Annotated in this window: 11 protein-coding genes; 2 read left to right on the top strand and 9 right to left on the bottom strand. The window is 36.0% G+C overall.

Annotation, left to right across the window (positions count from 1 at the left end; all coding sequences use genetic code 11):
* Positions 1-88 precede the first annotated feature (88 nt).
* A complete protein-coding gene (locus MHH98_RS14875; RefSeq protein WP_076065247.1) occupies positions 89-1,354 on the bottom strand; it encodes a M48 family metallopeptidase in 1,266 nt (421 codons plus the stop codon).
* Between the two features lie 279 nt (positions 1,355-1,633).
* Positions 1,634-2,140 (bottom strand): hypothetical protein, encoded by a 507-nt coding sequence (locus MHH98_RS14880; RefSeq protein WP_038190238.1) that lies wholly within the window; start codon positions 2,138-2,140, stop codon positions 1,634-1,636.
* A gap of 252 nt (positions 2,141-2,392) precedes the next feature.
* Between MHH98_RS14880 and MHH98_RS14885 the strand changes: the two genes are divergently transcribed.
* Both MHH98_RS14885 and MHH98_RS14890 read left to right on the top strand, forming a co-directional pair.
* The gene (locus tag MHH98_RS14885; RefSeq protein ID WP_076065139.1) at positions 2,393-3,586 is read left to right on the top strand and encodes a M20 family metallopeptidase; all 1,194 of its coding nucleotides are present in this window, start codon (positions 2,393-2,395) and stop codon (positions 3,584-3,586) included.
* Positions 3,587-3,737: 151 nt separating this feature from the next.
* Positions 3,738-4,541 (top strand): EcsC family protein, encoded by an 804-nt coding sequence (locus MHH98_RS14890; RefSeq protein ID WP_038190246.1) that lies wholly within the window; start codon positions 3,738-3,740, stop codon positions 4,539-4,541.
* Positions 4,542-4,647: 106 nt separating this feature from the next.
* Here the strand turns inward: MHH98_RS14890 and MHH98_RS14895 are convergent, their stop codons facing one another.
* The 7 genes from MHH98_RS14895 to MHH98_RS14925 form a co-directional block, all read right to left on the bottom strand.
* Entirely contained in the window at positions 4,648-5,859 is a 1,212-nt protein-coding gene (locus MHH98_RS14895; RefSeq protein WP_038190249.1) for a NupC/NupG family nucleoside CNT transporter, read from the bottom strand.
* Positions 5,860-6,364: 505 nt separating this feature from the next.
* Entirely contained in the window at positions 6,365-7,669 is a 1,305-nt protein-coding gene (locus MHH98_RS14900) for an amidohydrolase (RefSeq protein WP_340713156.1), read from the bottom strand.
* A 111-nt stretch (positions 7,670-7,780) separates the two neighbouring features.
* Positions 7,781-9,595 (bottom strand): S9 family peptidase, encoded by a 1,815-nt coding sequence (locus MHH98_RS14905; RefSeq protein ID WP_038190263.1) that lies wholly within the window; start codon positions 9,593-9,595, stop codon positions 7,781-7,783.
* Positions 9,596-9,644: 49 nt separating this feature from the next.
* Positions 9,645-10,022, bottom strand: coding sequence for a DUF3899 domain-containing protein (locus MHH98_RS14910; protein WP_038190266.1), 378 nt, complete (start codon positions 10,020-10,022; stop codon positions 9,645-9,647).
* A 161-nt stretch (positions 10,023-10,183) separates the two neighbouring features.
* Entirely contained in the window at positions 10,184-11,812 is a 1,629-nt protein-coding gene (locus MHH98_RS14915; protein WP_340713158.1) for a peptide ABC transporter substrate-binding protein, read from the bottom strand.
* A gap of 27 nt (positions 11,813-11,839) precedes the next feature.
* Positions 11,840-12,790: an ABC transporter ATP-binding protein gene (locus tag MHH98_RS14920; protein WP_038190276.1), complete on the bottom strand. Its 951-nt coding sequence runs from the start codon at positions 12,788-12,790 to the stop codon at positions 11,840-11,842.
* The gene (locus tag MHH98_RS14925) at positions 12,783-13,829 is read right to left on the bottom strand and encodes an ABC transporter ATP-binding protein (RefSeq protein WP_038190287.1); all 1,047 of its coding nucleotides are present in this window, start codon (positions 13,827-13,829) and stop codon (positions 12,783-12,785) included. The genes MHH98_RS14920 and MHH98_RS14925 overlap by 8 nt, the downstream gene beginning before the upstream one ends.
* Positions 13,830-13,837: the final 8 nt, after the last annotated feature.

Genomic DNA, 13,837 nt, shown 5'->3' on the forward strand with positions numbered 1-13,837 from the left:
CTGAAAAATAGGAATAACTATAACCCAGCAGTAACAACATGAATTATTCACAAATATAAATATATGAACAATTCATGTATAGCCTTCATTACTCTTCTACACTTGTTTGATCGGCAACTTTATAAATTCTTTCTAACATTGGAGGATGCGTATATCGGAACCATTTCACAAGTAAAGGCGGATTTACTTCACTTAATCCAGATTTTGTGAGTTTTTGAAACGCCGTCACCGCTGCCTCTTTATCCCCCATTAACTCTATTGCATACTGGTCAGCTCTTGATTCCTGATATCTAGAGACATAATTCGAGATTGGACTTGAAGCGAATAATAACATCGAAGTAATTAGTAAAAACAATGGGAGCGAACTAATGTCACTAATCTTCTTTAGTTTTAATACCCTTCCATGTCTTGCAATAATCCAAGTCATAATCCTCGACGTTAACCAAAGTCCAATAAGCGTCATGAAGATATAACCAACCAGGCCAAAATAAATATGTTTCTCTACATAATGTCCCATTTCATGTGCCATTATGAATAAAATTTCTTTATCTGATAAACGATTTAATGTAGTATCCCAAAGCACAATCCTCGAATTACTACCAACACCAGTAACATAAGCATTTAGAGCATTCGTCTTTTCCGCCATGTTCACTTCAAACACATGCTCAGCTGGAATATTTGCCTGTTCGGCTAACGACAAAATCTTTGTCTCTAATTCTTTATTTTTCAACGGGTAAAAATCGTTATATAACGGGGCAATTACTACCGGTTGGATAAACATGATAAAAATAGAGAAAGGGATTGTTAATAGCCAGGCATATAGCCACCATCTCTTGGTACTTTTTTTTATGAGCCAATAAAGAACCAACACAACTATTACAGTCATGCCTAAGTTAACCCAAAAGTCTATCACACCATCCCTCATCCAAGAAGAAAAGCTTTGGGTACTAATTCCATACTTTTTACTTAAGGTAAAGCTATAATAGTCCATTGGAAATAATACAATATACGTAAGTAGTGATAACAAAAATAGATAGATTACATTTTTTACGATTGTCCATTTGGAAAGTGCTGCTGACCATTTTTCTAACATAAAAGATAGCCCTACAAGCAATATTAAGAAGTAGACGAGCCATTCAAACGGAGTCGCTACAAAAAAGAGGAAATTCCTAATTTTCGAGTACTCTCCACTTAATAGTAATTCGTGCTCGGACATAAACATCGCTGGATCAGCGACAGTTCCCTTTAAAGCAGCTGGTATAGTGCCACCACCATTATGAAAAATATAAAAATACATCGCTAAAGCATACACACCAAATATCAATAGAGCTGATATTCCCCATTTTTTTGCTATGTCGTTCACTCCCTTGTTCAGTTCGTCCTACAATAAGTGTAATCTAAAACGACAAAGATAGAACAGATTTCTATGTTAAAGCTTTATTAAGATTAGCTAAGCACAGATACAGATAAAAATCGGCAACGAACATTATTCTTTTTGAAAAAATCTATAAGAATATTCTTCCCCAATACGGGCAAAATCATGTTTTTAATTGTTGGTATTAGAAATGAGCAAGTAATTCTATTAATTTCCCAAAGCTTTAACGATTTTATATATCTACTTTTTTTATTTTATTTAGACTTTGTTAGTCTTTATTGTTGTTTTTGGTGGATTCGCATTCTTTACTAATTTACCTCCATCAAAATGACGACCATATTTTTTTACAAATGTAGTTATTTCATCTGTTGAAGAAAGGTGCCCTATGTGTCCCCACGTTAAAAAATAGGACTGTACTTTCCCACTATAAAATACCCAACTAAAAAATCTTCGTGCAAAGTTGTGGGAGCCACTCTTCCTAAATTCATTCATACGGTTACCATCTCTCCAAACTGTTATCGTTTGCCCTATTCCTCCTTGTATTTGTCCAGTCAGCTCAGCATATAGTAGGTTTTCATTTTTTGTCAGTGCTTTCATTATGAATTGATTTAGCATCCCATTTATGATCAAGCGTGGAATATTGAACAGTTCTCCTCTTGTTACAGATATCACTGCACCTGGCGGCAACATAATATTTCTATCGCCCAAAGTAAACTTGGCACCGTACTTATTATTGGGGTCTTCAAGTTTCATCCATGTTTTCATAAGAGCCTCCTGATTTCATATAGAATAAGACATATATATTCTACATAAATTCACAATAACCCTGTATTTAATTTACAGATTTTTTCTTTATTCAATTAATCTGCCCGTTAGCTTATCAACTACAAATCAACATTAAGCTTTAACAGTTCTTTTATTTATTATATTTTAAATATTAAAAATACTTTGATTTACACAAATGTTAAAGGTTATTATTAAGTTACAAATTAGAATATAGGGAGATGTGTTGCCTGTATGACCGTTAATTACGACTTTTTATTGCATCATCAACAAACTATTAAAGAAGATCTTTTAAATCTCGTACAAGCTGAGTCACCCAGTTATGATAAGAATCTCGTAGATTTAACAGGAAATCTGATTAAGGTTATTATCCAAAAACGTCTTGGTAAAGATTACATCTGTACGGAATATATGAACAACCAATATGGAAATCACCTCCTGTTCGAGAAAGAACATTCCGTAAAACCTCGTGTCCTATTCCTTTGCCACTTTGACACTGTTTGGCCAAAAGGTGAATTACCAATTCATTTTGAAAATGACGTGTTTTATGGCCCAGGAGTGTTTGATATGAAAGCAGGATTATTGTCATCTATTTGGGCGATTTCTTCATTAGAAAACACTTTAGAAACGTTACCAATATCTCCTGTATTTTTACTTACTTCAGATGAAGAAATCGGTAGTATATCCTCTAGAGAATTGATTGAAGTGGTGGCAAAAACATGTGAGGCGGTTTTTGTGATGGAGCCCCCTGAGGCCCAAACGAGTAACCTGAAAACAGCTAGAAAAGGTATGGGAATGTATCAATTAGAAGTACAAGGAATAAGTACACACGCTGGAAATAACCATGAAGATGGTGTCAACGCTATATTAGAGATATCTTACTTAGTACAACAACTCCAAGAGCTAACTGATTATAGCAAAGGGACAACAGTGAACGTAGGTGTGATTCGTGGTGGTACAACGATAAATGTAGTGCCAGAATACGCATCTATTGACGTAGACTTTCGAATTTCTACATTGCTTGAAGCGGAAAGAATTATGCAAGCAATCGAACAACTTACTCCGAAAAATCCATTGGCTAAACTGAGCATAACTGGTGAGTTGAATCGACCACCGCTTGAGAGAAGCGAAGCCAATCAACAATTATTTAAAATTGCTCAAGAAGCAGGTAAAAAACTGAACATTGAAGTTAATGAATCTAGTGTAGGAGGAGCAAGTGATGGCAACTTCACTTCTGCTTTAGGTATTCCAACTATTGATGGACTAGGTATTCCAGGAGATGGAGCACATGCAAGACATGAACATATTCAATTCGATATGTTTGCAAAACGTTGTGCCCTAGTTGCAGAGCTATGTATCGCCTTTGGAGATAAATTTGTAAACGACTATACTATAAATAACAATAAAGAAGAACATATAACAAAGTAACAAATAGACAAAATGAACTTAATAATAATGTGAGGTATCAGGCTAAGAAGAGATTCATAGACTGATACTTTTTTGTGACTATCACTAGAAGTGAAACTTTGCATTCACATATTCGTATTACTAGTATTCAAAGAATGAGGAGATAAAATGAGTGAATGATTCTAAGGAATGGTTAACAGAAGAATTTAACAAGGTAGAAGCATGGGAAAAGGATCAAAATGATCTATGGTTTTTCGAGAAAATTGGGCGGTTGCCATTTAAAATCATCGATAAATGGACACCTAAGTTCATTCAAGATAAAATCGGCATTCTACTGGACGAGCTTGGCCAATACGTTCAAACAGGTGGAAACTATCTAAGTTCAGTATCTAAAATCCCTTCGTATTATCCTAAGCTTGAAGTACAAACAATTGAGGATGTGAAAATGCTGCCTGTCTCTAAGATGGATCATGCAGTTGATGGGCTGACTAAAAACAGAAAAAATTTAGCAACACTACAAGGCGCTGGTACCGGAATCGGAGGTATATTTACATTATCAATCGATATCCCTCTCCTTTTAGGGTTACAGTTAAAAACTATACAGGACATTGCAATTTGCTATGGCTATGACCCAAATGAAAAAAAAGAACGTTTATTTATCGTAAAATGTCTTCAATTTATCTCCTCTGACATTATCGGTAAGGAAGCAATCCTTTCCCAATTATCCATGTTTGATAACCAAGATGAGACAGTAAAACGAGAGGTTATATCCGAAATGCAAGGTTGGCGTGAAGTCGTGTATTCTTACCGAGATCAATTCGGCTGGAAGAAACTGTTTCAAATGATTCCGATTGCTGGTCTCTTATTCGGTGCATTCATTAATCGGTCAGCAGTCCATGATATAGCGGAAGCGAGCAAAATGCTATACAGAAAGAGAAGGATAATTGAAAAGTTGCAGTATCATGAGTTTGATTAAATCATCATTAAAAACAAATATGACCTTACCCATTATTGGATAAGGTCTCTCATACCAGTATATATAATCTATCTAAAATTCTTAGTTACGTTTTTAATCTGCCCAATTATAAAAACATGCCTGCTATGGCAGCGCTTAATAATGAAGCCAACATCCCTGAGGCGACAGCTCTAAATCCTAAGCGTGCAACATCTTCGCGACGGCTTGGTGCCATCGAACCTAAACCGCCTAACAACATCGCCATCGAGCTTAAGTTTGCAAATCCACATAATGCGAAGCTTACTACAATTACTGTTTTTGGAGATAATGATGCAATTTCAGGTGCAAAAGCAGAATAAGCAACGAATTCGTTTAGCACTAACTTTTGACCTATAAAAGATCCTGCCTGGACTGCTTCTGACCAAGGAACTCCTATAACAAATGCAAGTGGTGAAAAAACAAATCCTAAAATCCCCTCAAGTGTTAACTCCTTAAATCCAAAAATACTTCCTATTCCACCTAGTAGTCCATTAAGAAGTGCGATAATTGCAATAAATGCAAGTAGCATCGCACCTACATTTAACGCAAGTTTTAATCCATCACTAGCACCACGTGCAGCTGCATCAACTACGTTGACAGATGAATCATCTTTTTCCATAGTGAAGTTTTCTTCATTCACGACTTCCGTTTCAGGAATCATAATTTTAGCTAAAATTAATCCTGCTGGAGCAGCCATAAAGCTTGCAGCAACCAAATATTCTAATGGAACTCCTAATAATGCATACCCTACTAAAACTGACCCTGAAACCGAAGCAAGTCCTCCGGTCATAATAGCAAAAAGCTCTGATTTTGTCATATTCGCAATAAATGGTCGTATAACAAGAGGTGCCTCCGTCTGTCCTACAAAAATATTTGCAGCAGCCGAAACAGATTCTGCCTTACTTGTTCCCAAAAGCTTTGAAAGAGCTCCACCAAGAATTCGAATAAAGAACTGCATAATTCCTAAATAATATAAAACAGAAATTAGAGAAGAGAAGAAAATGATAACGGTCAATACTTGAAAAGCAAAAACAAAACCGAAATTTTTAGTATCCGCTGCAGGACCAAATACGAAGGAAATCCCTTCACTTGCATAAGAGATTAAATTTTGTATACCATTTGAAAAAGCTAGGAGACCTTCACGCCCTGTTTCCCATTTTAAAACGATAAAAGCAAACAAAATTTGAATTACTAATCCTCCAACAACTGTTCGCAAATTGATTGATTTTTTGGAACTTGACAATAAAAAAGCTATACCAAGAATAGCTATTATACCGCAAATCCCCCATAATACGTTCATATTAGACACCTTCTTTGTATGTAGTAGAAAAACAATCCCTTTTATCAAATCCCTTAATTAGACATCTGACAACAGACAACCTTAGAGCATCTTAACAAATAGCACTAAGGATGTAAATTGAAATATTATTCTATATTTTCATTCTTTTTTAACCATTCAAAATAATATTGTTCCTCTTTAGAAACTGACTTGAAATAGTAATTCCCTAAATCTAAAAAATTATCACATTCTATTGTTAAAATATTGACTCCGTACTTAATTCAATAAAAAAAGTTCTAATGCCATACTTAGCACTAGAACTTTTACCGAATCTATATTGAAATTTATACTTACATATTTTAATGGCTTTGACTTCTCCTCTTGTACAAGAGTTATAGATTATTGCGTTTAGTAATTTGACTAATTTAGCTTTTCTTTTTTATGAATGAAAGTAACTTATTTAGGACTTTTAATTATAAGCTACTAATAACTAAGAAAAATAATTTATCCTATTATCAATATAAAATTAATTATATTGATATTGATAAATTCGTTCAATTGTTTCTAACCACGTGTTTAGAATGATTGGAAATACCGCTTCATCAATATCAAATTTTTCATGATGATGACCAGCTGCTAACGTTGTACCAAAAATTGCATATGTGGCAAGTCCCCCTTGTCGCTGAACTTGGTCCATCATATAAGTTGCATCTTCTGAACCACCCGCAAACTTACTTCTCAATAGTACTTCCTCTACACCATTAATATCTTTTGCTGCAAGGCCAACTAAATCTATTAATTCCTCTGAAGAAGCACACGTTTTAGCTTCACCAACTATTTCATAAGTAAGCTCTGTTCCATACATTTTAGAGGCTCCTTCTAAAACAGATAGTGCTTGCTCATGTACATAAGTATGTACCGAGTTATTTTCACCACGTGTTTCTAATTTTAATGAGGCATGAGCTGGTACAATATTACGTCCATCTCCTGATATACAAGTTCCAACATTGATACGTGATGCACCATCACTATGTTGTGTAATTGTATGAAGACCCAATATTGCCGAAGCTGCAGCAAGTAAAGCATTTTTCCCCTTTTCAGGTTCAGCCCCTGCATGTGCAGCTTTCCCAGTAAATTTTGCATCTATTTTAGTTGTAGCTAAAAACCCATCTGCACCAGCTATTACTGTACCCAATGGTACATTTATTCCTACATGCATACCTAAAAAATAATCCACATCATCTACAACTCCAGCAGCGACCATTGACTTTGCTCCGCGAACACCTTCTTCAGCTGGTTGAAAAATAATTTTAATAGTACCTTCAATTTGATCCACATTATTTGCAAGGACTTGTGCTAAGCCTAAACCAATTGCGCTATGGGCATCATGTCCACAAGCATGCATTTTCCCTGCATATTTTGAGCGAAAATCAAATTGTTTCGGAAAATGTGTAATTTCATCATTTTCAAGTATATCTAGCGCATCCATATCAAAACGGAAAGCAATGGAAGGTCCTGTATTTTTTCCTTTAATTGTAGCAACAACACCTGTATATCCCCCAACCATCTTTTCCATATATTTTACGTAGCCACCGTTACTTTTTGCATTCTCATAGTAAACTGCTAACTCGTCATCAGAGGGGACGCCCATCCTTTCTTCTGACACAACCTCTTTTCCTATTTGTACATGTAAACCTAATTTGTGCAATTCATGTGCGATTATTGAGGCTGTACGAAATTCCGTCCAGCCTGTCTCAGGGTACTGATGGAAATCTCTTCTCCACGCAACCATTTGTTCAATTAAATTTGAAGTAGTTGTAAATAGTTTCATAAAACACACTCCTTAGATTAATAATTAGATACTTGTCTTACTAGACAAACTGTTGAAAAAAAGAAAACAGAAAAAACATATCTGCAACACGACTATCTAATATTTGTGTTATTAAGACTTAAAATTGACTTCCTGTACCTTTAAAAACTTTTGCATGAATTGAACTATTTCCGTATTCATTTTAATATGATTTTCGATTTTTTCCGTTTGGTGACCTTCGTCCTCAAAAATAATAAGATCTACTTGCTTTCCTTGCTCTTTTAAATCTGCCGTTAGCTGTTCGGCTTCACTAACAGGGACTCGTGTATCGTTTCTGCCGTGGAAAATAAGTAAAGGTACTTTTATTTTATCGGAATGATTTAATGGTGCGATTTCTTCAAAGAAATCAACATCATCTTTTAATGATCCATATTCATATTCACGTAATTTTCTGCGCCATGCCCCTGTATTTTCTAAGAATGATTTGAAATGGGATATCCCTACAATATCCACTCCTGCCGCCCATATATCAGCATAATGTGTTAGGGCAGCTAAAACCATAAATCCACCATAGCTACGTCCCATAATACCGATTCGTTCGGAGTCGGCTCCATGCGTATGTACTAAATCATTTGCTAGCCATTTTAAATCAGCTACAGAATCCATACGCTTTCGTACATCATCCAATTTCACGTATTTTCGTCCATACCCCATACTTCCTCGCACATTCGGTGCCGCTACTGCAAAGCCATTCGCTGCTAGATACTGAATCACAGGGTTATACTCAGCTCGTAGTTGATACTCGGGTCCACCGTGAACATACACTACTACCGGCTGAGCTTCTTCCTTTTTACCATATAGAAAGTAAGGTACTTCCAAACCATCAAAAGAAGAAAATGTACAAAGCTCTGGTTGCTGCCACAAGTGTTGTACTTCCTTAGCCTCGCCTATGAATGTGACACGTTCTACTTTGTTGTCATTCAAAGATACTCTCCAAATATCACCAGGAAGTATGGGGCTTTTTAGTCCAAAGTAAAGTTCATTATCATTTAGCCAAGTTAGAGATTCCACTACCCCGCTTGGAACACCTTCGATATAATGATGCTTCTGTTTTATTAAATCATAAATTCCAAGAAGAGAGACTCCACCCTCGTTTGTAGTAAATGCTAGGATAGAATTGTCTGGAGATAATTTAATTTCTTCAATATCCCATTTGTCGAATGTAAGTAGTTCCTGTAGTTGAGAAGATTCTTTAAAATTAAATTTATGGATGCCTAAAGTATCTTGACCAACATCAGTCAGGATGAATCCACTCTCTCCATTATTACTCTGCTGAAGTGACTGATATCTAGATAAAGGATTTCCTTCGAATAATTTACAAAGCTCTTTCTTGTTTAAGTTTAGTATGTAGTAAGATTGATCAATATTTGTTTCAGGCATGCTAATGATTAAATGCTCTCCATCTTTTGTCCAACCAATAGGAGTACAATTGCCATCTACCTGATAAACAACTTCCTCTGTTTTTGTTTCCACATCTAGGATAAATATATCGAAGTAACCCGGATGACGACGATTACTTGTGAATGCAATTTTACTTTCGTCTGAAGACCATCCGCCAAATTGGTGAAAATGTTCTTTTGATACTACAAGTTCCTTTGCATACGAATCTTTTTCTCTCAATAAGTGAAATTGCTGTTTTTCATTTCCTTTTTCATCTATTCCTACAATCATTTGCTTTCCTGATGGAGAATGGTATACAGCTAGAACTCGGTCTGGCAGGTCAGAGTATTGTTGAATTTCAGCTGTTGTTACATCCCACTTCCAAACTTGTGGAATACCAGTTTCTTTAGAAATAAAAGTAATAGCTTGTTGATTTGGGATCACTTGTGGCTGGAATCCCCCACGTACATTTAAGTACTCAGATAAAACTTGATCCGAATTTATCATTATTTTCAGTCTCCTTTTAATAGATAGTATCTACATTTATGTATTTCTACTAATAGTAAAATATTAATCCAATAATACTTACAAAAATTGAAGAAGCAGCTAAACTAGAAATCGAGAAAAACAATACTTGGGCTATCTTTTGTTTAAATTGATTTAAATTTGCATCATTAGCGAGCTGCTGATTTGCACGTTCTAGTGATCTAGACTTGTTCATAGGAATGATAAAATGCCCTAGTGATCGAAATCCTCTAGTAAACACACTGAAAAATCTAGTTTGCCAAATATTAATACAAGCAGATATTATTGCAGCGGTTAAACCGAAAAGAAATGTGTAGTTAATCCATTCAACTAGTGTCCAATTTAAGAGCAGCATGATGCCTACCCAAAGCATGGCCAGAGCACTTGTAAGTAAAAAAAATCTTTTCATTCTATCACCTCTTATTAATTTGAATCAGTTATAGCTATAAGTAAAAAAGATAAAGCCCCTTACAATTCCATGTCTTCTTAGAAAAGCTTACGCTCTCTTCGGTAAACTGCTGGCCAAGGGACTTTATCAATTTACAACTCACAATTTATGAATAAAACGTTTTATTTCGTTTTTTCTGCCCATTTAAATTGAGGGAAACGATTCACATAATAAGCGATGTTTTCAAAATCAGGATTTGTTAAGTAATTATATTTATAGAAATTCACAGGCATAAACGGCATATCCGTCATCAAAATTTTCTCCGCTTGATGCAAAAGCTCATAGCGTTTTTTTACATCTTGCTCTACTTTAGACTTAGCAATAATAGAATCATATTCTTTATTTACCCATCCTGTACGGTTGTTAGGACTATCACCTAGGTAGTAGTCAAGATTAACAACAGGATCAACAAAAATACCAATCCATCCCATACGAGCCATTTGGAAGTTTCCTTGTTTTGTTGTTTCTAGATAAGTACCCCACTCTTGGTTACTTAGTTTAAGTTTGACACCTAAGTTTTGATCAATCATTTCTTGTACTGCTTCTGCAATTTTTTTATGATTTTCAGCCGTGTTATAAAGTAATGTTACTTCTGGAAGCTTGCTCCAGCCCTCTTCGGCCATACCTTCTGCTAACAGCTTTTTGGCTTCCTTAGCATTTTCTTCAAAGTAATCGCCACCAACTTTACGGAAATCTCCTTCTGGTGTTTCTGCGCCTTCAGGAACCATTGCATATGCTGGTGTTTCTCCACCTAACGTTACATTTTCTGTCAATGCTTTACGGTCAATTGACATTGCGAAAGCTTTACGAACTTTTGCATTTGTAAATGGTTCTTTCTTAACATTGAACATGTACATATATGTTCCGTAGTAAGGTTCTTCACGATAATCTTCATTATCTTTTTCAGTTGCAAGAACATCACTTGGTAATGTACTGATTAAATCTAATTCTCCTGTTTTGAACATTTGATAATAAGTTGTAGCTTCATTTACTATTTTGAAAGTCACTTTATCTAATTTCACTACGTCTTTATCGTAGTATTCATTGTTCTTTTCAATCACTACATTACTTTCATGCTTCCATTCCGTCATCTTAAATGGACCATTACTAATGTATGTGTTTGCATCTGCAGCCCAGTTCTCATTACTTTCAACCAGCTTTTGTTGAACTGGATAGAATGTCCACAATGTAAGTAAGCTATCAAAGTAACCTAATGGCGCATTCAATTGAACTTCAAGTGTTTTATCATCTACAGCAGTTACCCCAACATCCTCCACTTTACCTTTACCTTTGTTGTATTCTTCTGCACCTTTAATATAGTAAAGGTAAAATGAAAACGCACTTCCAGTTTCGGGATTTAATACCCTTTTCCATGCATATTCAAAGTCACCCGCAGTAACTTGAGACCCATCAGACCATTTTACGTCGTCACGAAGAGTAAATGTATAAGTTTTTCCATCATCAGATGTCTTCACATCTTTAGCTGCACCTAAAACCGGCTTCCCATCCTTATCACGAGTATATAGACCTTCAAAAATATGATCTAGTACCCAACCAGAAGTTGTATCTGTTGCCTTAGCAGGGTCAATTGCTGGAGGTTCACTACTCGCATTTACGACAATCTCTTGTTTAATGTTACCTTTGTCCGTTTTATCTCCTTTGGATGATTCATCTTCTCCTCCACCATAACATCCTGCCAAAGCAGAGCCTGTTACTAGCACTAAAAGTAATGACAATAACCATTTTTTCATTTTATTTCCCCCTTCTTTCTATTCATATTAATATAAGTGACAAGCCGTCCAATGCTCTTTCTCTACCTCTTTCCACTGAGGCTCTTGCAATGCGCATACCTCCATTGCATGAGGGCATCTCGTTCGGAATCGACAACCACTTGGTGGATTGGTCGGGCTTGGTGGATCACCAGCAAGGACAATTCGTTCTCTTTTTGCATCACGTGGATTTGTTTTCGGTATAGCTGATAATAATGCCTGGGTATATGGATGTAATGGATTCGTGAACATGTCATCACTATTACTTAATTCCATCATCTTACCTAAGTACATCACACCGATTCGATCACTAATATGTTTTACCATTCCAAGGTCATGTGCGATAAATAGGTACGTTAAATCTTCAGATGTCTTTAAATCTTCCAATAGATTAATAACCTGTGCTTGAATAGATACATCTAGTGCTGAAATAGGCTCGTCCGCAACGATAAATTTTGGTTCTACTGCCAATGCACGTGCTATGCCAATTCTTTGTCTTTGCCCACCGCTAAATTCATGAGGATAGCGTTTAGCATGTTGTGGACTCAAACCAACACGCTCTAATAATTCATAAATTCGATTGGTACGCTCTTTGCCACTAAATAGCTTATAGGCATCGATTCCTTCAGCGATAATGTCGCCCACTCGCATTCTAGGATTCAGTGATGCATGTGGATCTTGGAAAATAATCTGCATTTCTTTATTCACATTTCTTTTCATTTCTTTATTTAATTGTTTAATATTCTGACCATCGTATATTATATCTCCATCCGATGCCGCTTGGAGTCCAACGAGCGTTTTCCCTAAAGTAGACTTCCCACTCCCACTTTCTCCAACAAGACCAAACGTTTCCCCTTTTCGAATGTAGAATGAAATATCATCAACTGATTTAACAGTAACATCGGATTTAATTTTAAAATATTTTTTTAAAGATTGGATTTCTACTAAATTCTTAGTCAATACTCTCACCCCCAACTGTAACTGTTTTATCCTTTTCTAATGCAAAAGGCATTTCCATTTTAGGTGCTCGAGTATCATTTAGCCAGCATCGTGCAGAATGCGATTCATCAATTTGATAGTCTCCTGGCATTTCTTCTAAACATATATCCATTGCATACTTGCATCGCGGTGCAAATGGGCAACCCTTAGGTGGAGAAAAAAGATCAGGTGGAGAGCCTTCAATAGGTATTAATTGTTTCTTTTCTGTTCCTTCTAAGTTCGGAATCGAGTTCAACAATCCCCATGTATACGGGTGTTTTGGATTTTCAAATAAATCGAAAACGGTTGCACTTTCAACCATGATACCTCCATACATCACCATTACTCGTTGAGCAGTTTCTGCTACAACACCTAAATCATGAGTAATGAGAATAATCGCTGTTTGAGTGTCCTTTTGCAATTTCTTCATTAACTCTAAGACTTGTGCTTGTATAGTAACATCTAGGGCTGTGGTGGGTTCATCTGCAATAAGTAATTCCGGATTACAAGCAAGTGCGATTGCAATCATTACACGTTGTCTCATCCCCCCACTAAACTCGTGTGGGAATTGGTTGTAACGCTCCTCTGGATTTGGAATTCCTACCTGCTTAATCATTTCTATCGCTTTCTTTTTGGCTTCTTGTTTAGATAATTTTTGATGAGTGATGAGTCCTTCAGCAATTTGCTTACCAACGATCATTGTTGGATTTAATGACGTCATCGGATCTTGAAATATCATGCCGATTTTAGACCCTTTTACTTTTCGCATTTCCCTTTTTGAAGCCCTTAGTAGTTCTTTTCCTTGGAATTTAATACTGCCGCCTTTAATAATGCCTGGAGGAGTTGGAATTAGCCCCATAATAGATTGGACAGTGACACTTTTTCCACTGCCACTTTCACCAACAATGGCAACTACTTCCCCTTTATCAACATGGAAGGAGACGTCTCTTACTGCCTTTACTTCCCCGCCGTATGTTTTGAAATTTATCTCTAAATTATTAACTTCTAGTAAATGATTCATTGTTTTGT

This window comes from Viridibacillus sp. FSL H8-0110 (assembly GCF_038003565.1).
In the GTDB taxonomy this organism is placed as follows: domain Bacteria; phylum Bacillota; class Bacilli; order Bacillales_A; family Planococcaceae; genus Viridibacillus; species Viridibacillus arenosi.